Source organism: Enterobacter sp. DN (assembly GCF_046054285.1).
Lineage (GTDB): Bacteria > Pseudomonadota > Gammaproteobacteria > Enterobacterales > Enterobacteriaceae > Enterobacter > Enterobacter hormaechei_C.
The window spans coordinates 488,076-509,300 of sequence record NZ_JBJJTG010000001.1; the positions used below are offsets into that span (position 1 = coordinate 488,076).

At 52.2% G+C, this 21,225-nt stretch carries 16 protein-coding genes and 2 tRNA genes; 6 read left to right on the plus strand and 12 right to left on the minus strand.

The window, feature by feature from the left end; translation table 11 throughout:
• Position 1: 1 nt before the first annotated feature.
• The 3 genes from oppB to ACJTMZ_RS02300 form a co-directional block, all read right to left on the minus strand.
• A complete protein-coding gene (gene oppB / locus ACJTMZ_RS02290; protein ID WP_003856738.1) occupies positions 2–922 on the minus strand; it encodes an oligopeptide ABC transporter permease OppB in 921 nt (306 codons plus the stop codon).
• A gap of 82 nt (positions 923–1,004) precedes the next feature.
• Positions 1,005–2,636, minus strand: coding sequence for an oligopeptide ABC transporter substrate-binding protein OppA (oppA, locus tag ACJTMZ_RS02295; RefSeq protein WP_003856736.1), 1,632 nt, complete (start codon positions 2,634–2,636; stop codon positions 1,005–1,007).
• Positions 2,637–3,406: 770 nt separating this feature from the next.
• Positions 3,407–4,054: a YchE family NAAT transporter gene (locus tag ACJTMZ_RS02300; protein ID WP_017384236.1), complete on the minus strand. Its 648-nt coding sequence runs from the start codon at positions 4,052–4,054 to the stop codon at positions 3,407–3,409.
• A gap of 480 nt (positions 4,055–4,534) precedes the next feature.
• Here ACJTMZ_RS02300 and adhE point away from each other — a divergent pair, with 480 nt between their 5' ends.
• The gene (adhE, locus tag ACJTMZ_RS02305) at positions 4,535–7,216 is read left to right on the plus strand and encodes a bifunctional acetaldehyde-CoA/alcohol dehydrogenase (protein ID WP_032103375.1); all 2,682 of its coding nucleotides are present in this window, start codon (positions 4,535–4,537) and stop codon (positions 7,214–7,216) included.
• A 70-nt stretch (positions 7,217–7,286) separates the two neighbouring features.
• On the opposite strand, the gene tdk is transcribed toward adhE, so the two are convergent.
• Together tdk and ACJTMZ_RS02315 are read right to left on the minus strand one after the other, a co-directional pair.
• Positions 7,287–7,901, minus strand: a complete 615-nt coding sequence (tdk, locus tag ACJTMZ_RS02310) for a thymidine kinase (RefSeq protein ID WP_252010644.1) — start codon at positions 7,899–7,901, stop codon at positions 7,287–7,289.
• A 41-nt stretch (positions 7,902–7,942) separates the two neighbouring features.
• Positions 7,943–8,131: a hypothetical protein gene (locus ACJTMZ_RS02315; protein ID WP_123912598.1), complete on the minus strand. Its 189-nt coding sequence runs from the start codon at positions 8,129–8,131 to the stop codon at positions 7,943–7,945.
• Between the two features lie 320 nt (positions 8,132–8,451).
• Between ACJTMZ_RS02315 and hns the strand changes: the two genes are divergently transcribed.
• Positions 8,452–8,865: a histone-like nucleoid-structuring protein H-NS gene (hns, locus tag ACJTMZ_RS02320; RefSeq protein ID WP_003856724.1), complete on the plus strand. Its 414-nt coding sequence runs from the start codon at positions 8,452–8,454 to the stop codon at positions 8,863–8,865.
• Between the two features lie 202 nt (positions 8,866–9,067).
• On the opposite strand, the gene galU is transcribed toward hns, so the two are convergent.
• The 3 genes from galU to rssA all read right to left on the minus strand — a co-directional run bounded on the left by galU (position 9,068) and on the right by rssA (position 12,178).
• A complete protein-coding gene (gene galU / locus ACJTMZ_RS02325; protein ID WP_003856723.1) occupies positions 9,068–9,973 on the minus strand; it encodes a UTP--glucose-1-phosphate uridylyltransferase GalU in 906 nt (301 codons plus the stop codon).
• Positions 9,974–10,172: 199 nt separating this feature from the next.
• Positions 10,173–11,186 (minus strand): two-component system response regulator RssB, encoded by a 1,014-nt coding sequence (gene rssB / locus ACJTMZ_RS02330; RefSeq protein ID WP_003856721.1) that lies wholly within the window; start codon positions 11,184–11,186, stop codon positions 10,173–10,175.
• Positions 11,187–11,275: 89 nt separating this feature from the next.
• The gene (gene rssA, locus ACJTMZ_RS02335) at positions 11,276–12,178 is read right to left on the minus strand and encodes a patatin-like phospholipase RssA (protein WP_023303848.1); all 903 of its coding nucleotides are present in this window, start codon (positions 12,176–12,178) and stop codon (positions 11,276–11,278) included.
• Between the two features lie 113 nt (positions 12,179–12,291).
• Here rssA and ACJTMZ_RS02340 point away from each other — a divergent pair, with 113 nt between their 5' ends.
• The 4 genes from ACJTMZ_RS02340 (at position 12,292) to ACJTMZ_RS02355 (ending at position 14,001) form a co-directional block, all read left to right on the plus strand.
• Positions 12,292–12,756 (plus strand): YchJ family protein, encoded by a 465-nt coding sequence (locus ACJTMZ_RS02340; RefSeq protein WP_023303849.1) that lies wholly within the window; start codon positions 12,292–12,294, stop codon positions 12,754–12,756.
• A gap of 41 nt (positions 12,757–12,797) precedes the next feature.
• Entirely contained in the window at positions 12,798–13,640 is an 843-nt protein-coding gene (gene purU, locus ACJTMZ_RS02345; protein ID WP_003856715.1) for a formyltetrahydrofolate deformylase, read from the plus strand.
• Between the two features lie 157 nt (positions 13,641–13,797).
• Positions 13,798–13,882: transfer RNA gene (locus ACJTMZ_RS02350), tRNA-Tyr, on the plus strand.
• 34 nt (positions 13,883–13,916) lie between these two features.
• A tRNA-Tyr gene (locus tag ACJTMZ_RS02355) sits at positions 13,917–14,001 on the plus strand.
• Positions 14,002–14,226: 225 nt separating this feature from the next.
• On the opposite strand, the gene narI is transcribed toward ACJTMZ_RS02355, so the two are convergent.
• From narI to ACJTMZ_RS02375, 4 genes are read right to left on the minus strand one after another with little or no spacing between them, the layout of a single operon-like run.
• Complete coding sequence (gene narI, locus ACJTMZ_RS02360) at positions 14,227–14,904, minus strand: respiratory nitrate reductase subunit gamma (protein WP_017384241.1); 678 nt, start codon at positions 14,902–14,904, stop codon at positions 14,227–14,229.
• Complete coding sequence (gene narJ / locus ACJTMZ_RS02365) at positions 14,904–15,614, minus strand: nitrate reductase molybdenum cofactor assembly chaperone (RefSeq protein WP_017384242.1); 711 nt, start codon at positions 15,612–15,614, stop codon at positions 14,904–14,906. Before narJ ends, narI begins: the two co-directional genes overlap by 1 nt.
• On the minus strand, positions 15,611–17,146 hold the full coding sequence (gene narH, locus ACJTMZ_RS02370) for a nitrate reductase subunit beta (RefSeq protein ID WP_017384243.1): 1,536 nt from the start codon (positions 17,144–17,146) through the stop codon (positions 15,611–15,613). Before narH ends, narJ begins: the two co-directional genes overlap by 4 nt.
• Positions 17,143–20,886 carry a nitrate reductase subunit alpha gene (locus tag ACJTMZ_RS02375; protein WP_032653838.1) on the minus strand — a complete coding sequence of 1,248 codons (3,744 nt, stop codon included), beginning with the start codon at positions 20,884–20,886 and terminating at the stop codon, positions 17,143–17,145. The genes narH and ACJTMZ_RS02375 overlap by 4 nt, the downstream gene beginning before the upstream one ends.
• Positions 20,887–21,225 lie beyond the last annotated feature (339 nt).

Genomic DNA, 21,225 nt, shown 5'->3' on the forward strand with positions numbered 1-21,225 from the left:
GTTAGTAACGGATTTTCGGGTCGATAACGGCATACAGCACATCGACAACGGCATTAAACAGAATGGTCAGCGCGCCCACGAGGATCGTCAGGCTCAGCACCAGCGAATAGTCACGGTTAAGCGCCCCGTTAACAAACAGCTGCCCGATGCCCGGCAGGCCATAAATGGTTTCAATCACCATTGAACCCGTGATAATGCCGACAAAAGCCGGACCCATATAGGAGAGTACCGGTAACAGTGCAGGCTTGAGGGCATGACGGAAAATAATCCGGCGCATCGGCAGCCCTTTCGCACGGGCGGTACGGATGAAGTTCGAGTGCAGGACTTCAATCATTGAACCGCGGGTAATACGGGCGATGCTGGCGATGTAGGCCAGAGATAATGCCACCATCGGCAATATCATGAACTTCAGCGCCCCGCCGTTCCAGCCGCCCCCGGGAAGCCATTTCAGGGTTATGGCGAATATCATGACCAGCAACGGCGCGACAACGAAGCTGGGGATAACCACCCCGGTCATTGCGACCCCCATTACGGCGTAATCCCATCGGGTATTTTGTTTTAGCGCAGCGATAACGCCCGCAGTGACACCGAGAACAACGGCCAGGATAAATGCAGCAGCCCCTAATTTAGCCGATACCGGGAAGCTTGACGCCACCAGGTCGTTAACGGAATAGTCTTTATATTTAAATGACGGACCAAAATCACCGTGTGCAAGCTGCTTCAGATAGTTGAAGTACTGCGTGGTGATAGGATCGTTTAAATGGTATTTCGCTTCGATGTTGGCCATAACTTCTGGCGGAAGCGTGCGTTCACCGGTAAAAGGACTGCCCGGTGCAAGACGCATCATGAAGAAGGAAATTGTAATTAGAATAAATAACGTTGGAATCGCTTCAAGACAGCGACGCAGGATAAATTTCAACATTGCCCGTACCTTCTGGCGTGTGCCTGATGAATGTTACAAAATAGACACAGTGGGGCAAGCTCGCTCGCCCCACGTATTGCCATTAATGCTTGATAATATAAAGATTCTTAACGGAAATATTATCCAACGGGTCTTTACCGGTATAACCCCCTACCCATGGTTTCACCAGGCGGGCGTTAACGTAGTAGTAAACCGGAACGATCGCAGAGTCTTTATCGAGCTGTTGTTCTGATTTCGCGTACAGATCGGCGCGCTGGGCGTCATCTGCCACCTTCAGGGTTTCGCCAATCAGCTTATCAAACGCCGGGCTCTTATAGTGTGCGGTATTGTTCGAACTGTCGCTCAGCATGGTGTTCAGGAATGAGGTCGGTTCGTTATAGTCCGCACACCATCCTGCACGTGCCACGTCAAAGGTTCCCTGGTGGCGCGTATCGAGGAAGGTTTTCCATTCCTGGTTTTCCAGCTTCACGTTCACGCCGAGGTTTTTCTTCCAGATTGACGCGACGGCAATAGCCAGTTTTTTATGCAGATCGGAGGTGTTGTACAGCAGGCTAAAGGTCAGCGGCTTGTCGGCGGTATAGCCAGCTTCAGCCAGCAGTTTTTTCGCTTCTTCGTTACGTTTTTCCTGGGACCATTTGAACCATTCAGGTTCAACCAGCTTCATACCGTCGGTGTAAGGCGGGGTGTAGCTGTAAGCCGGCAGGTCGCCCTGATTCTTCACTTTATTCACGATAATGTCGCGATCCAGAGCCAGCTTCAGTGCGGTACGAACACGTACGTCGGTGAACGGTGCTTTCTGGTTGTTAATTTCGTAATAGTAGGTGCACAGATACGGATCGACGTGAACTTCTTTAGGGATCTCTTTTTTCAGCTTCTGGAACAGTTCAATCGGCATATTGTTATAGGTCATGTCGATTTCACCGCTGCGGTAGCGGTTTACGTCCGTCACTTCAGAAGAGATTGGCAGGTAGGTGACCTGATTGATAACGGTCTTCGCATTATCCCAATACTGCGGGTTGCGCTCCAGCACCATACGTTCGTTAACGACCCAGTCCTTCAGCTTATATGCACCGTTGGTCACAATATTCGCAGGCTGCGTCCATTTTTCACCAAATTTTTCTACTGCGGATTTTGGTACCGGGGAGACGGACGGGTGAACCAGCAGCTTATAGAAGTACGGAACAGGTTCGCTCAACGTCACTTCAAAGGTGTTGGCATCGATGGCTTTTACGCCCAGGTCGGTTACTGGCTTTTTACCCGTGATGATGTCATCGATATTGGCAATATGGCCATACTGGAGGTAACTCGCATACGGGGAGGCGGTATTCGGATCCGCCAGACGCTGCCAGCTATAGACGAAATCTTCGGCGGTAACCGGCGTACCGTCGGACCATTTCGCATCTTTACGCAGATGGAAGGTCCAGACTTTAAAATCTTTGTTGTCCCATTTTTCCGCCACGCCCGGAGCCGGGTGGCCGTCTACGTCAGTCACCAGCAGACCTTCAAACAGATCGCGGTTAACGTTAGACTCTGGAACACCTTCAATTTTGTGCGGATCAAGAGACTGCACTTCCGCACCGTTATTACGTACCAGCGTTTGCTTCTCAGCCAGCTGAACACCAGCAGGAACGTCCGCAGCCATTGCAGCGTTGCCCGCGATTAGCGCAGTTAAAATCCCCGCCGCTACCAGACTTTTTTTTGTGATGATGGACATTGTGTTGATACTCCACTCATTATAATGACCGGCCTTCGCCAGTTGTGTAATCCCCTGTTGGGGCCTGTACAGCGCAGGAGTTTTTTTTGCTACTGTCAGGTTCTTTTTTTACTTCTTGCTATCACCGACTTCATTATTACTGACCGCTCGTACGGCGGTCTTGCGTCGATTCTTTACACCTCTCCCCTGTCAGAGAGATGCGTTGGATATCTTATGTGAGGGCTATATGAAAATAGTTCTCATCAACTTGTTTAATGCTGCAAAATATAAGGCCGGAAAGTACCAAATGGTGCCATCTCTCGCCAATACATTTTGCAAATTTGTTAAGCATTTCTCTTTTACGATGGCTGGCATAACTATGGTGCCAACCCTGGCTTACGCCGAAATCAACAAAAAGAGATGTAATTCATACAGATAAGAAATTTTGTTGCTACAAACGCGACGACAAAGCTTAGCTGAACGATTTTTCACGATAATTTAACAATTGATTATTATTTAGCACATTCGTCTGAGTCAGCGTCGAAATTACTAATATCATTTCGGTTATCTGTCAGCAAGCCCCAGAGTATCATGTGAGTAAAATAACAGAGGGTTTGAGGGATTTATGCGCGGCAAGGGGAAATGAAAATAAACAACCCCTTGAAAAACAACAGAAGAGGATTATTAGTAGAACTTATTATGACTGGCGCCTATTTCAACTTTATTTATATGATTTGCAGATAATCACGTAAAAAAAACGGAGCCGCTGGCTCCGCTCTTTCAAATGAAAGTCAGTGTACTAACCCGGGGAATATACTTTTAATACCGGTAACGATAAATTCGATGCCCAACGCCATTAACAACAGACCCATGATACGGGTAATCACGTTGATGCCCGTTTGTCCCAGCAAGCGAACCAGCCATGGCGCCATACGAAATACACCCCAGCAGCACAGCGCGAACAGCGCAATAGCGACGGAAAAGCCAATCAGGTGCATCAGGCTGTGGTAGCGCGTTCCCCAGACAATAGTGGAACTGATCGCCCCCGGGCCCGCCATCAGCGGCAGTGCCAGTGGCACGACCCCGATGCTCTCGCGGATAGCTGTCTCTGATTTTTCCTGCTTGTTCTGTTTATCCTCCCCCAGCTTGCCGCTGATCATCGACATGGCAATCGTCACCACCAGGATCCCGCCTGCTATACGGAACGAATCAATCGAGATGCCGAAGACCTGAAGAATGGCGTCCCCGAGATAAAGAGAGGTAAGTAGGATGATCGCCACCGACAGGTTTGCCGTCAGGTTGGTTTTATTTCGTGCCGCAGCCGTCTGATAGCTGGTCATACTAATGAAGACAGGGATGATCCCTACCGGGTTAACCAGAGCAAACAAGCCGATAAAAAACTTGAAATATGTAGGGAAATCAAAGAGCGTTTGAATCACATTAAGCTCCGCAATTGAGCATGGCCAGGGAGAAACTGCATGTCATGATAAATCCGCGCTGAAGATACGCTTTTTAGCCGCATACTTCACCAGAAATCTGTTCTTAAACGTTATCAATTCATGATGTTAAACATTTGTGTAATCAATGATATCGCTGCTTCCAATAGTTACTTAATTATTTAACAGTAGAATAATTAGCACAAAATAACCCTGCTGAAAGGTATCAGCTTAGGACAAAATTGATCTCGATCATAATTTTCGTACTCAGAAGTGAGTAATCTTGGTTACGCCGCCAGGGAGATCACCTATCAAAAAGGTATGATGCTAAGGTAAGGCTCTTTTAGTAAATTAGTGAGCTGGAGCAGTGAGTAATCCTTTGTTTTACTGTGTGTTACGCAAGTGGGATCGGCTCTGACTATACTGTCAGACGTATCGAGCGCTGGTTTACTAAAAGAGTTTAAACATTATCAGGAGAGCATTATGGCTGTTACCAATATCGCTGAACTGAACGCCCTCGTCGAGCGCGTAAAAAAAGCCCAGCGTGAATATGCCAATTTCACCCAAGAACAGGTTGATAAAATCTTCCGCGCGGCCGCTCTGGCTGCTGCTGATGCTCGAATCCCTCTCGCTAAAATGGCTGTTGCCGAATCCGGCATGGGTATCGTTGAAGATAAAGTGATCAAAAACCACTTTGCTTCAGAGTATATCTACAACGCCTATAAAGATGAGAAAACCTGCGGTGTGCTGTCAGAAGACGATACTTTCGGCACCATCACCATCGCAGAACCGATCGGCATCATTTGCGGTATCGTTCCAACCACTAACCCAACCTCTACCGCCATCTTCAAATCTCTCATCAGTCTGAAGACACGTAACGCAATCATTTTCTCCCCGCATCCACGTGCGAAGGACGCCACCAACAAAGCAGCAGATATCGTGCTTCAGGCTGCCATTGCGGCGGGTGCGCCAAAAGATCTCATCGGCTGGATCGACCAACCTTCTGTTGAACTGTCCAACGCCCTGATGCATCACCCGGACATTAACCTGATTCTGGCGACCGGTGGTCCTGGTATGGTTAAAGCTGCGTACAGCTCCGGTAAACCAGCCATCGGCGTAGGCGCAGGTAATACCCCTGTGGTGATCGACGAAACGGCTGATATCAAGCGTGCTGTTGCCTCTGTGCTGATGTCTAAAACCTTCGATAACGGCGTTATCTGTGCATCTGAACAGTCTGTTGTCGTGGTTGATTCGGTATACGACGCCGTTCGTGAACGTTTCGCCAGCCACGGCGGCTACCTGTTGCAAGGTAAAGAACTGAAAGCCGTTCAGGACGTGATTCTGAAAAATGGTGCGCTGAACGCGGCTATCGTAGGTCAGCCTGCGTATAAAATCGCTGAGCTCGCTGGCTTTAGCGTCCCTGCTACCACCAAGATTCTGATTGGTGAAGTGAAAGTCGTTGATGAAAGTGAGCCGTTTGCTCACGAGAAACTCTCCCCGACGCTGGCAATGTACCGTGCGAAAGATTTCGATGACGCGGTAGATAAAGCAGAGAAGCTGGTGGCGATGGGCGGTATCGGCCACACCTCTTGCCTGTACACCGACCAGGATAACCAGCCTGAGCGTGTTGCTTACTTCGGTCAGAAGATGAAGACGGCACGTATCCTGATCAACACCCCTGCTTCTCAGGGTGGTATCGGTGACCTGTACAACTTCAAACTCGCACCTTCCCTGACTCTGGGTTGTGGTTCCTGGGGTGGTAACTCCATCTCTGAAAACGTTGGTCCAAAACACCTGATCAACAAGAAAACCGTTGCTAAGCGAGCTGAAAACATGTTGTGGCACAAACTTCCGAAATCTATCTACTTCCGCCGCGGCTCTCTGCCAATCGCGCTGGATGAAGTGATTACTGATGGCCACAAACGTGCGCTCATCGTGACCGACCGTTTCCTGTTCAACAATGGCTATGCAGACCAGATCACCTCTGTTCTGAAAGCGGCTGGCGTCGAAACTGAAGTCTTCTTTGAAGTTGAAGCTGACCCAACCCTGAGCGTTGTACGTAAAGGCGCTGAACTGGCGAACTCCTTCAAACCTGATGTGATCATCGCACTGGGTGGCGGTTCCCCAATGGACGCCGCGAAAATTATGTGGGTGATGTACGAACATCCGGAAACTCACTTCGAAGAACTGGCGCTGCGCTTTATGGATATCCGTAAACGTATCTACAAGTTCCCGAAAATGGGTGTGAAAGCGAAAATGATCGCCGTCACCACCACTTCCGGTACTGGTTCAGAAGTGACGCCATTTGCCGTTGTGACTGATGACGCAACCGGTCAGAAATACCCGCTGGCTGACTACGCACTGACGCCAGATATGGCTATCGTTGACGCCAACCTGGTCATGGAAATGCCGAAATCACTGTGCGCGTTCGGTGGTCTAGATGCGGTAACTCACGCTCTGGAAGCTTACGTTTCCGTACTGGCTTCTGAGTTCTCTGACGGTCAGGCTTTGCAGGCGCTGAAACTGCTGAAAGAAAACCTGCCAGCTTCTTACAACGAAGGTTCGAAAAACCCTGTTGCGCGTGAACGTGTACACAGTGCGGCAACCATCGCGGGCATTGCGTTTGCTAACGCCTTCCTGGGTGTCTGTCACTCCATGGCGCACAAGCTAGGTTCACAGTTCCACATTCCTCACGGTCTGGCGAACGCCCTGTTGATCAGCAACGTTATCCGCTATAACGCCAACGACAACCCAACCAAGCAGACTGCATTCAGCCAGTACGACCGCCCACAGGCGCGCCGTCGTTATGCTGAAATCGCAGATCACCTGGGTCTGAGCGCACCGGGCGACCGTACTGCCGCGAAGATCGAGAAACTGCTGGCATGGCTGGAGAGCCTGAAGGCTGAACTGGGTATTCCTAAATCTATCCGCGAAGCAGGCGTTCAGGAAGCTGACTTCCTCGCTCACGTAGATAAGCTGTCTGAAGATGCATTCGATGACCAGTGTACTGGTGCTAACCCGCGCTACCCACTGATTTCCGAACTGAAACAGATCCTGCTGGATACTTATTACGGTCGTAACTTCACTGAAAGCGATGTCGCTGCCGTAAAAGTTGAAATCCCCGCAGTTGTAAAGGCTGACAAGAAAGCGAAGAAAAATGCTTGATTGACAGTATGATAAAAAAACCCGCCGCTGGCGGGTTTTTTTATATCTGAGGATCCGTAAAACATTCTTATTATTTTCGATTGTCGCCCTGTAACGCCGTCAGCGAGCCTACAGCCAGCGCCTCTTTATAATGCTTGCGGCAGACCGAGACATAACGTTCATTGCCTCCTATCACCACCTGCTCGCCATCAGCATAGGGTTTACCCGACTGGTCCAGGCGAAGAACCATACTTGCCTTGCGGCCACAAAAGCAGATTGTTTTCAGCTCAACCAGCTTATCCGACCAGGCCAGTAGATACTGACTGCCGGCAAATAATTCCCCACGAAAATCGGTACGTAATCCATAGCAAAGAACGGGAATATCCAGCTCATCAACGACCTCTGAAAGCGCATGGACCTGCTCTCGGGTCAGGAACTGGCTTTCATCTACCAAAACGCAATGGACAGGCTTGAAGGCATGCTCGGCACGAATGTCCTCCAGCAGGTCCGTTTCAGGGTTAAACAGCCTTGCAGGCGACGAGAGCCCTATTCTTGAGCTCACCTTCCCTGTCCCAAAGCGATCGTCGATTTCGGCGGTATAAACAACGGTACGCATCCCCCGCTCCTGATAATTGTATGAGGATTGCAGTAACGCCGTCGATTTCCCTGCATTCATTGCCGAATAGTAGAAATAAAGTTGTGCCATTGGCCGAAGAACCCTAATCAATGTGTAATATTCCCGATGGATCATTGTACCATATTTTGTACCGTCATCAGCGGCGGGCTGCGCTCTCCAGCCTGCCATGCATCAGTAAATCCTTCGCGAATAGCGCAAAATAATGCGTTAAAACAGGCAGTAAAGGCATTAAACACTGACAATAAGGTGAGTCCGCAACCAGAGATAACACTTCTTTTTATAGTGTCTTCTTCGTTCATTAAAATTCACTATTTATTAACTATTCTTGTCTTCGCTGCGCTTACTCGGGGTAATACAAAAGGCTGATATTTATCAATCGCAACTATAATTCCTGAGGTAAAAGTCACAAAACATACACGCAAATGACGCGCTTTTGCCGTTTGAAACGATATCTCACAGACCCAACAAACAATGAAATTTAAGTTAGCGTAATTAATAATAGCGTCGTTTATTTTGTATTTTTTGAATTCCTTACATTCCCACCTATTGCACAAGTGAAATTAAGGCTCTATTATTAGGACAACAAACCCACCCCCATTATAAGTTTGAGATTACTACAATGAGCGAAGCACTTAAAATTCTGAACAACATCCGTACTCTTCGTGCGCAGGCAAGAGAATGTACCCTTGAGACGCTTGAAGAAATGCTCGAAAAATTAGAAGTTGTAGTTAACGAACGTCGTGAAGAAGAAAGCGCTGCTGCGGCTGAAATCGAAGAACGTACACGTAAACTGCAACAGTATCGTGAAATGCTGATTGCTGATGGTATCGATCCAAACGAATTGCTGAACAGCATGGCTGCGGCTAAAACCGGTACCAAAGCAAAACGCGCGGCACGTCCTGCTAAATATAGCTACATCGATGAGAACGGCGAAGAGAAAACCTGGACCGGCCAGGGCCGTACTCCTGCTGTAATCAAGAAAGCAATGGACGAACAAGGTAAACAACTGGATGACTTCCTGATCAAGGATTAATCTGGAAAGATTCTGAAAAATCCCGCTTAATGCGGGATTTTTTATGCCTGTAATATTCGCCCGAACATCTCCTTACATTCTGTCATATTGTGAGGCTCCCTATTTAACGTCCTTGACAATCCCCCGCCAATTACGGAGCGACAGGCATAAAAAAACCGGTGGACATCGCTCCACCGGTCTTGTTCACTGGGCTGTGAGTTTATTACTTAATACCCACGCTACCTTTGAGCCAGGCTTTAAATTCTTCACCCAGGCTGTTATGGCGAATACCATATTCGACGAATGCCTGCATATAACCGAGCTTATTCCCGCAGTCATGGCTCTTACCTTTCATATGGTAGGCTTCCACGGTCTCTTTCTCGATCAGCATATCGATAGCATCCGTCAGCTGGATTTCATCGCCCGCACCCGGAGGCGTTTTCGCCAGCAGAGCCCAAATTTCAGCACTCAGGACGTAACGACCAACGACAGCAAGGTTAGACGGCGCGACGTCCGCTTTAGGTTTTTCAACAACGCCAACCATCGGTACGCTTTCGCCAGGTTGCAGGTCAACGCCTTTGCAGTCAACCACGCCGTAAGCGGTCACGTCGTCGACTGGCTCAACCATAATCTGGCTGCTGCCGGTTTCGTCGAAGCGTTTAATCATTTCCGCCAGGTTTTCCTGGGAAAGATCGGACTCGTACTCATCAAGAATCACGTCAGGCAGAATAACCGCGACCGGCTCATCACCCACTACCGGGTGTGCACACAATACTGCGTGCCCCAGGCCTTTCGCCAGGCCCTGACGAACCTGCATAATGGTAACGTGTGGAGGGCAAATAGACTGCACTTCCTCCAGCAACTGGCGCTTAACGCGTTTTTCCAGCATTGCTTCGAGTTCGAAACTGGTATCGAAATGGTTTTCGATAGAGTTTTTAGATGAATGCGTCACCAGCACAATTTCGGTGATACCTGCTGCAATACATTCATTCACGACATACTGGATTAATGGCTTATCAACCAGAGGCAGCATCTCTTTTGGGATTGCCTTCGTCGCTGGCAACATCCTGGTACCCAATCCCGCCACCGGGATAACGGCCTTTCTGACTTTCGAATTAAGGGCAGCCATTGAAATTCTCCTGAACTGTTCAAGTTTTGAACTTTTATGCATTGAATAACGCGTTGAGTATACAGTCTCAGCCACTAATACGGGTCTGAAAAGAACGCGTTGCCGAACAATTAAGACAAATACGCATGAAACTTGCAGCGATAGTAGCACTGCCAGCAAAAACACAGGTAAAGCAATCTGAAAAATAAAATCTGACTGCTTACTCCGTGGACAACATTAAGCGTAACCGCCCTCCGGCACCCCAAATTTGGCACTGCCAGGAGGTGCAGCGATGGCTAATTTGATTAAGGTAAGTATTTCCCAGCGTACCCAACGGCACGCCGTTACTCACCTGAATATGGTGTTCGCCAGTATTCAGCGTGGCATTTAAACCCGCAGAGACCAGAATAAGGTTATTCAACCCGCTGTGATAATAGCCAACCAGAAGCGGGAACTGCCCCGGCAAATTGGCCTGGCGAAAAAGTTGGTTGACCTGTTTTAGTAAACTGCCTAACTCAGGAAGTCGTTGCCCCTGATGGGATAATTGTTCCTGTAGCAATCCATTAAACAGCGCACGGAGTAATAAGGCCGCCAGAACGCCGTTATCTCCCGCCCGGGTAACATCCAGGCAATAAAAAGCGAGGTCAGAATCTGATAACGGCGCAATATCCAGCACCAGCCCAGGCTGGTCAGCCGCTACCAGCTGGCGATAATTTACTCTGCAATGAGAGATATTTTGCTGCACCGGCGGCTGAAGTTCCTGAAGCAGCTTCGCGGCCGCGAGCGGATTACTGACTAAAGCATCCCAGTCCTGGAAAAGACGTTCTTCTTCTTCCACCCGGGAATTAAACATATTGGGATACAGGCAGGCCAACACCGTTTCACGCAGACGGTTCAAATCTTTAACCGGTTTGAGCAGAATATCCTGCACACCTAAACGCAACGCCTTAGCAATATCCGCCATATTTTCGGTGGCCGAGATCACCAGTATCGGTGTCTGATAACCTTCATTACGCAGGTTTTCCACCAGCATTAATCCGTCCATGCGCGGCATCTCAAGGTCGCAGATCATCAGATCAGGCGCCATGCTGGCCATTTTTTCCAGTGCCTCGACGCCATCTTCGGCAAGGGACGTGGTTGCACCCAGTGAGGATAACCACGAATCCAGTAGCGATCGGAAAACGGGCTCGTCTTCAACTATCAAAATATGTTTTCCGGCCAATGGCTGTGTCATGGTTCCTCCCCTGGCTGACAGTTACTCAATAGTGGCATGCTATTGGTACTATCGCCTGTCAGATTTTGCTGAAGTAATCAAAAAAGTGCTCAACGTGCTGTACGCACAAAAGGCAACAGTTCATCTATTTTCTTTTCGACGGCTAACGAGCCCGCTGCTATGGCGGCCTCAGCCCGGTGGAAATCAAGGGTAGAGATTTGTGGACAATAGGGTTGAATAAGAATATCCGGAGGATCGCCAGCCATACGGTTTCGCTTCAGGCGATTCTCAAGGATTTGAATAGAGGTCGTCATGATTTCAATGGCGTTCGGCGCGGTCACCGCGCGACGGGCGGTCAGGCGCCCTATTCTGCCGCGTAATCGCGCATGCCAGGCAAGTTTCTCTTCTTCCGTGTCATCGCTCTGAAGATTAACCGGCATCAAATCCTGCTGCATAAGGTGTGCGTCGTGCTGTAAATCCACGGCAATAACGATATCCGCCCCCATGGCGCGCGTCAGAGAGACAGGGACAGGATTCACCACGCCCCCATCAACGAGCCAGTAGCCGTTGTGAGGCACAGGCGCCATTAACCCCGGCATGCTACAGGATGCACGAACGGCGAGATGAATATCCCCTTCAGTGAGCCATAACTCCCTGCCCGTACTGAGGTTGGTTGCAACGGCCCCGAAAGGCATTTGGCAGTGGCTGAAGTCAGCGAGGGGCATTATCTTACGAAACTGATTGAACACGCGTTCGCCGCGCAGCAGGCCGCCACGCTGCCAGGAGAGATCCATCAGGCGCAGCACATCCCAGTAACTGAAGGAGCGCACCCAGCTTTCAAGCTCCGGAAGCTTACCGCAGGCGTACGCGGATCCGACCAGCGACCCGATAGAACATCCTGCGACAATATCAACGTCAATCCCCATCTGGTTTAAGGTATTGATAACGCCAATATGTGACCAACCCCGGGCTGCACCTGAGCCCAACGCCAGTCCAATTTTTACCTTTCTCATTAGCCCTGTTTTACTTCCCCTGGATTCCCGACATAGCGTCAACGCACCTGCTCAGTTAACATATTGCTACCTTAAGCGTTTAACGCCTTATTTTTTGTTCCAGGAAGAGAATCGTGTCTCAACTCTGCCCCTGTGGTAGCGCTCTGGAGTATAGCCTATGTTGCCAGCGATATCTTTCTGGCGAGCAGGTTGCACCAGACCCGTCACACCTTATGCGCTCGCGGTATACTGCTTTTGTGATCAAAAACGCAGACTACCTGATTAAAACCTGGCATCCGTCCTGCCATGCTGCCGATTTTCGCCAAGAGATTGAAGCCGGATTTGCCAACACCGTCTGGCTGGGCCTCACCGTCTTTGAAGCCGCTCCCGGCCGCGATGCCAACGAGGGCTATGTCAGTTTTGTCGCCCGCTTTAGCGAACAAAACAAACCCGGCGCCATCATTGAACGCTCACGGTTCTTAAAGGACAGCGGGCAATGGTATTATATTGACGGCACACGTCCGCAATTCGGTCGTAACGATCCCTGCCCCTGTGGTTCAGGAAAAAAATTTAAAAAGTGTTGCGGCAGTAATGCCTGACAACTCAGACTTCGCAAATACATAAACAGGATTTCCCGGCGATGCAATCATTACAACGTAAAGTTCTGCGCACTATCTGTCCCGATCAAAAAGGGCTGATCGCACGAATTACCAACATTTGCTACAAGCATGAACTGAATATCGTGCAGAACAACGAGTTCGTTGACCACCGTACCGGTCGCTTCTTTATGCGTACCGAACTGGAAGGCATTTTCAACGACACAACCCTGCTTGCCGATCTGGACAGCGCCCTGCCGGAAGGCTCGGTGCGTGAGCTTAACCCGGCGGGCCGTCGCCGCATTGTCATTCTGGTCACCAAAGAGGCGCACTGCCTGGGCGATCTGCTGATGAAAGCCAACTACGGTGGCCTGGACGTCGAAATTGCCGCCGTCATTGGCAACCACGAGACGCTGCGTACGCTGGTTGAACGTTTCGACATTCCGTTTGAACTGGTCAGTCACGAAGGCCATACCCGTGAAGAGCACGACAACCTGATGGCTGCTGCGATTGAAGCGCATAACCCGGACTACGTGGTGCTGGCGAAATATATGCGCGTGCTAACGCCATCCTTCGTGGCGCGCTTCCCGAACAAGATTATCAACATCCACCACTCCTTCCTGCCCGCCTTTATTGGCGCGCGTCCGTATCACCAGGCATACGAGCGTGGGGTGAAGATCATTGGCGCAACCGCGCACTACGTGAATGACAATCTGGACGAAGGCCCAATCATCATGCAGGACGTAATTCACGTGGATCACACCTACACGGCAGAAGATATGATGCGTGCTGGCCGTGACGTTGAGAAGAACGTACTGAGCCGTGCGCTGTATCAGGTACTTGCTCAGCGCGTCTTTGTGTACGGCAACAGAACGATTATTCTTTAATCCCTCGGAAAATGAATTGATTAGCTTTACGCCTTTACGGATAAAAAGCAGGCAAACAGCTTCATTTTCCTAAAGGAATGCTTTACAGGGGCGTCTCATTTGATATGATGCGCCCCGCTTCCAACAGGAAGCAGGCCAGTTAAAAGTATTACCCCGTGGTGGGGTTCCCGAGCGGCCAAAGGGAGCAGACTGTAAATCTGCCGTCATCGACTTCGAAGGTTCGAATCCTTCCCCCACCACCATCTCCAGCTTTACCTCAAAATATGAATTACCCCTGGTGGGGTTCCCGAGCGGCCAAAGGGAGCAGACTGTAAATCTGCCGTCATCGACTTCGAAGGTTCGAATCCTTCCCCCACCACCATCACTTCCAGATTCTTAAGCACTCACTCAAGCACAATGCTCCATATTTCTCGATGCCGGGAGTAATCCTTCCCTGCCTGTTTTCCCCGGTGGCGCTTCGCTTACCGGGGCTACGAATAGGGTCTGTAGGCCGGGTAAGGCGCAGCCGCCACCCGGCATCCGCACGCCCCCCTGGATCGGGGACAAAAAAAACCCCGCAAATGCGGGGTTGTATTAATACAGCGAATCAGCGACGAGCACGCACAACCTGATATTTGCGCGTCAGGTACTCCACCGGCGCACTCCAGATGTGCACCAGGCGAGAGAACGGGAACAGCACAAACAGGGTCATACCCAGCACCAGGTGAACGCGGAAGATAAACGCCACGCCGTCCAGATGCTCAGAAGCGCCCCCGCGGAAGGTCACGACAGACTGCGCCCATCCAACCAGCTTCATCATCTCGCTGCCGTCCATATGCTGCGCAGAGAATGGAATGGTCAGCAGACCAAGCGCACACTGCACCATCAGGAGGGAGAGGATCAGGATGTCCGCTCCAGTCGTGGTAGCCCGCACGCGTGGGCTGAACAGACGTCGTTTCAGCAGCAACAGACCACCCACCAGGGTCATCACGCCACAGGCGCCGCCGGCAATCATCGCCATCTTCTGCTTCACGTCAATCGGCAGCCACGCTTCGTACATCCAGTGCGGGGTCAGCATCCCCAGGAAGTGGCCGGCGAAAATTCCCAAAATCCCGATGTGGAACAGGTTTGACGCCAGGTTCATCCCTTTACGATCCAGCATCTGGCTGGAGGCAGCACGCCAGGTGTACTGGCCATAGTCATAACGCAGCCAGCTTCCCACCAGGAATACGGTGCCCGCGATATACGGGTAAATGTCAAAGAAGAACATATTCAGGAAGTGCATTAGTGCTGTCCTCCGTTAGAGATATTCAAATATTGCGGAGCCACCGCTCCGGCAAAACGACGCTGATGCGCGGAGATTTCAGATTCGCCACAGCTCTGGTCAGCAAAGAATTTCACCTGCTCTTCTTCCCAGACGGCATCCAGTGCTTGTGGGGTATCGTCACGGGCTTCATCCGCAATTTTTTCCGCCACTTTTTGACTGTCAACCGAGGCGTTAGCCAGTTTCACCAGCAGATCGAACAGGACTGCATAGCTGCTCTCACGTTGCTGGAGACGCGCGCCGAGCAACGCCAGAATGGGAGCAATGTCCTGCAACCCGCCCAGCGCTTCCTCTTTCGGCAACTGCGCCAGATATTCCAGATACAGCGGCAGGTGATCCGGCAGCTCGCGGCTGTCGAGTTGCAAACCGTGCTGCTCGTACTGGCCCATCAGATCCACCATCGCCTGACCACGGTCGCGGGATTCACCGTGAACGTGTTCGAACAGCAGCAGAGACGTGGCACGGCCCCGGTCAAACAGCTGGCTGTAGTCCGCCTGCGCATCAAGAAGATCGCGTGCCAGCAGATCGCGGAGGAAAACGCCCAGCTTCTGGGCATCCTCTTTATCCAGGTTTTCAGATGACGCGAGTGCATCAAAGAGTTCCTGTTGATGCTGCACAAGCGCAGCATCAGGGTACTCGAGCAGACGCGAAACAATGACGAGTTCAATCATTGGTGCGGCTCCGTTTTGCTGGTCACATCCATCGCGTCAATGCGGCGGCTGTTGAACAGGTTGAATTTGCTGTCTGACCCGTGGCAACCGTCGCCAAAGGTAAAGCCACACCCACTTTTCTCCGGGAAGGCCTCGCGAGCCAGTTCACGGTGGCTGCTCGGCACCACGAAACGATCTTCGTAGTTAGCGATTGCCAGATAGCGGTACATCTCCTGCGCCTGCGCCTCGGTCAGGCCGACCTCCTCCAGCGCGCGGGTATCGTTAACGCCGTCAACGGTTTCCGCACGTTTGAAGTGACGCATCGCCAGCATACGTTTCAGCGCCAGCAGTACCGGCTGGGTATCCCCTGCGGTGAGCAGGTTGGCCAGATACTGAACCGGAATACGCAGGCTTTCCACGTCCGGCAGAATGCCGTTGCTACCCAGTTCACCCGCGTCCGCCGCAGACTGAATCGGAGACAGCGGCGGCACGTACCAGACCATCGGCAGCGTGCGGTATTCCGGGTGCAGCGGCAGGGCCAGCTTCCAGTCCATCGCCATTTTGTACACCGGGGACTGCTGTGCGGCGTCAATCACGCTCTGCGGAATACCGTCTTTCAGCGCCTGCTCAATAACCTTCGGATCGTTTGGATCGAGGAAGACGTCCAGCTGACGCTGATACAGATCTTTCTCGTTCTCGGTGCTTGCGGCATTTTCAATCGCGTCCGCGTCGTACAACAGCACGCCGAGGTAGCGGATACGACCTACGCAGCTCTCTGAGCAGACGGTCGGCATACCGGCTTCGATACGCGGGTAGCAGAAGATGCACTTCTCAGACTTACCGCTCTTCCAGTTGAAGTAGATTTTTTTGTACGGGCAGCCGGTGATGCACATACGCCAGCCGCGGCACTTGTCCTGGTCGATCAGCACAATGCCATCTTCTTCACGCTTGTAGATGGCGCCGCTTGGGCAGGTCGCCACGCATGCCGGGTTAAGGCAGTGTTCGCACAGGCGCGGCAGATACATCATGAAGGTGTTTTCGAACTGGCCGTACATCGCCTTCTGCATGTTCTCGAAGTTCTGGTCTTTGGCGCGTTTTTCGAACTCGCCGCCCAGAATTTCTTCCCAGTTTGGACCGCTGGTAATTTTGTCCATGCGCTGACCGGTGATCAGCGAGCGAGGACGGGCGATCGGCTGGTGTTTGCTTTCCGGCGCGTTGTGCAGGTTCTGGTAGTCGTAATCAAACGGCTCGTAGTAATCATCAATGCCCGGCAGATGCGGGTTAGCGAAGATTTTTCCCAGCAGCATGGCACGGTTACCCATGCGCGGTTGCAGTTTGCCGTTGATTTTACGGATCCAGCCGCCCTTCCACTTCTCCTGGTTTTCCCAGTCGGTCGGGAAGCCAGTGCCCGGCTTACTTTCCACGTTGTTGAACCAGGCGTACTCCATACCTTCACGGCTGGTCCAGACGTTTTTACAGGTGACTGAGCAGGTATGACAGCCGATGCATTTATCCAGATTCAGCACCATGCCGACTTGTGAACGAATTTTCATTTTACGCTCTCCTGTACCTGGTCATTACCTTCGCCATCTAACCAGTTAATATTCTTCATCTTACGTACCACCACGAACTCATCGCGGTTCGATCCTACGGTGCCGTAGTAGTTAAAGCCGTAGGCCAGCTGGGCATAACCACCGATCATGTGGGTCGGCTTCGGCGTAATACGGGTCACGGAGTTGTGAATACCGCCGCGCTGCTCGGTGATCTCAGACCCCGGCAGGTTAACGATACGTTCCTGCGCGTGGTACATCATGGTCATCCCGGCCGGTACACGCTGGCTCACCACCGCACGTGCCGTCAGGGCGCCGTTGCTGTTGAACACTTCGATCCAGTCGTTATCTTCGATACCCAGATCTTTGGCGTCCGCTTCGCTCATCCAGACGATTGGCCCCCCGCGCGACAGCGTCAGCATCAGCAGGTTGTCGCTGTAGGTGGAGTGGATACCCCACTTCTGGTGCGGCGTCAGGAAGTTCAGCGCCTTCTCAGGGTTACCGTTCGATTTCGCGCCCATCACCGCTTTCACGGAGCGGGTGTCGATTGGCGGACGGTAAACCAGCAGGCTTTCACCGAAGTCACGCATCCACTGGTGATCCTGATACAGAGACTGACGGCCAGAAAGCGTGCGCCATGGGATCAGCTCGTGAACGTTGGTGTAGCCGGCGTTATAGGACACATGTTCATCTTCGAGGCCAGACCAGGTCGGGCTGGAGATAATCTTGCGCGGCTGGGCCTGAATATCGCGGAAGCGGATTTTCTCTTCCTCTTTATTCTTCGCCAGGTGCGTGTGGTCACGACCGGTAAACTCGCTCAGGGCCGCCCAGGCTTTCACCGCCACGTGGCCGTTGGTTTCCGGGGCCAGGGTCAGGATCATCTCTGCCGCATCAATTGCCGTGTTCAGCATCGGCTGGCCTTTCGCCGGGCCGTCTGCTTTGGTGTAATTGAGCTTGCGCAGCAGATCCATTTCGCTCTGGGTGTTCCAGGCGATGCCTTTACCGCCGTTACCGATCTTCTCCATCAGCGGGCCGATAGAGGTAAAGCGTTCGTAAGTTGCCGGGTAATCACGTTCAACCGGAATAATGTGCGGCGCGGTTACGCCCGGGATCAGGTCGCACTCGCCTTTTTTCCAGTCCTTCACGTCCAGCGGCTGAGCCAATTCGGCAGCGGAGTCGTGCTGGATTGGCAGCGTCACCACGTCGGTCTCTTTGCCCAGGTGCCCTACACAGACTTCAGAGAATTTCTTCGCGATGTCTTTGTAAATTTCCCAGTCGCTTTTTGATTCCCACGCCGGGTCAACGGCCGCCGACAGCGGATGAATAAACGGATGCATATCCGACGTATTCATGTCGTCTTTTTCGTACCAGGTGGCAGTAGGCAGCACGATGTCGGAGTACAGGCAGGTACTGGACAGACGGAAGTCCAGCGTCACCACCAGATCCAGCTTGCCGTCGAGACCGTTGTCTTTCCACTCCACTTCTTCCGGCTTCACGCCGCCCTGCTTGCCGAGATCTTTCCCCTGAATACCGTTTTCGGTACCGAGCAGGTATTTCAGCATGTACTCGTGGCCTTTACCGGACGAACCCAGCAGGTTAGAGCGCCAGATGAACAGGTTACGCGGATGGTTTTTACCGTTCTCCGGCTGTTCTGCCGCGAAGCGGATTGAGCCGTCTTTGAGGGATTTAACGGTGTAGTCCACCGGTGACATGCCCGCCTGCTTCGCCGCTTCCGCAATACGCAGCGGGTTCGTACCCAGCTGCGGCGCAGACGGCAGCCAGCCCATACGTTCAGCGCGCACGTTGAAGTCAATCAGGTGGCCGCTGTAGCGGGATTTATCCGCCATCGGCGACAGCAGTTCCTGGGCGGTAACCGTCTCGTAGCGCCACTGGCTGGAGTGGTTATAGAAGTAGGAGGTGCTGTTCATGTGACGAGCCGGACGCTGCCAGTCAAGGGCAAACGCCAGCGGTTGCCAGCCGGTCTGCGGACGCAGTTTTTCCTGGCCCACGTAGTGCGCCCAGCCGCCGCCGCTCTGCCCGACGCAGCCGCAGAAGATCAGCATGTTGATCAGGCCGCGATAGTTCATATCGAGGTGATACCAGTGGTTCAGACCGGCACCGACGATGATCATGGAGCGACCGTGGGTTTTGTCGGCGTTTTCCGCAAATTCGCGGGCGATACGGGTGATCTGGGCGCGTGGCACACCGGTGATCTGTTCCGCCCAGGCTGGGGTATAAGCCTTCACGTCATCATAGCTGGTCGCGCAGTTTTCGTCGTTCAGGCCGCGCTCCAGGCCGTAGTTAGCCATGGTCAGATCGTAGACGGTAGTGACCAGAGCAGTAGAACCGTCCGCCAGTTGCAGGCGCTTCACCGGCAGCTTGTGCATCAGAACGTTTTGCAACTCAACCTTGTTGAAGTGCTCGGAACCTTCACCACCAAAGTACGGGAAGCCGACATCGGCGATCTCGTCCTGGCTGCCCAGCATGCTGAGACGCAGCTCCGTCTCCTCACCCGTGGTGCCGTTACGCTGCTCCAGGTTCCATTTGCCTTTTTCGCCCCAGCGGAAGCCGATAGAACCGTTTGGCGCCACCAGCTCGCCGTTGCTGTTGCAGGCGACCGTTTTCCACTCCGGGTTGTTTTCCTGACCCAGCGCGTCCACCAGATCCGCGGCACGCAGCATACGGCCTGCGGCGTAATAGCCGTCACGCTCTTCGAGCATCACCAGCATTGGCATGTCGGTGTAGCGACGCACGTAATCGGTGAAATACTGGCTTGGCTTGTCGAGGTGGAATTCACGCAGCATGACGTGGCCCATCGCCAGCGCCATTGCGGCATCGGTACCCTGTTTCGGCGCCAGCCACAGGTCGCACAGTTTGGCGATTTCGGCGTAGTCCGGGGTCACGGCGACGGTTTTGGTCCCTTTGTAACGTACTTCGGTAAAGAAGTGCGCATCCGGGGTACGGGTCTGCGGAACGTTAGAGCCCCAGGCGATGATGTAGCTGGAGTTATACCAGTCGGCGGACTCCGGCACGTCGGTCTGCTCACCCCAGGTCTGAGGCGACGCTGGCGGCAGGTCGCAGTACCAGTCGTAGAAGCTCAGGCAGGTACCACCGATGAGTGACAGGTAGCGCGCGCCGGAGGCGTAAGAGACCATCGACATCGCCGGGATTGGCGAGAAGCCTGCCACACGGTCAGGACCGTAGGTTTTCACGGTGTAGACGTTGGAAGCCGCAATCAGCTCGTTCACCTCTTTCCAGGAAGAACGAACGAAACCACCGCGACCACGCGCCTGCTTGAAGCTTTTCGCTTTGTCGGCATCTTCAATGATGGAGGCCCAGGCATCAACCGGATCGCTGTGCTGCGCTTTCGCTTCACGCCACATTTTCATCAGGCGTTTACGCATCAGCGGGTATTTCAGACGGTTGGCGCTGTAGAGATACCAGGAGTAGCTGGCCCCACGCGGGCAGCCGCGCGGCTCGTGGTTCGGCATATCCGGACGGGTACGCGGATAATCGGTCTGCTGCATTTCCCAGGTCACCAGACCGTTTTTAACGAAAATCTTCCAGCTACATGAGCCAGTGCAGTTTACGCCGTGGGTAGAACGGACAACTTTGTCATGCTGCCAGCGTTGACGGTAACCGTCTTCCCAGTCCCGGTTGGTATCCAGAACCTGGCCGTGCCCATCGGCAAAAGTTTCACCCTTCTGTTTGAAGTAGCGAAACCGGTCCAAAAATTTGCTCATCGGGTATCTCCTGTGTGGAGCCTGTGGCTCTCTAAATCGACATTGCTGATTTGCAGCGAAGGTAACGCTATGAAAGATGGTGAGAATTGATAACGATCAAGACGAAGGGGGTCTCTGAAGGGGGGTATTAGATCAAATACCACCAAAGCGGTAGCCGTTAATATTTTTTAACTTTATGATTTATATAGATATATTTTATTTATCGTACAATAGTCGAGGCAAAATTTAACATCTTAGGTATTAAGGGGTAGACACACCTGTAAAGCGATGGCGATCACAGCGTTACCTGCGGGTGATCACGGGTAACGTCGATAGTATGTTGTAACTATTCAGTGTTTA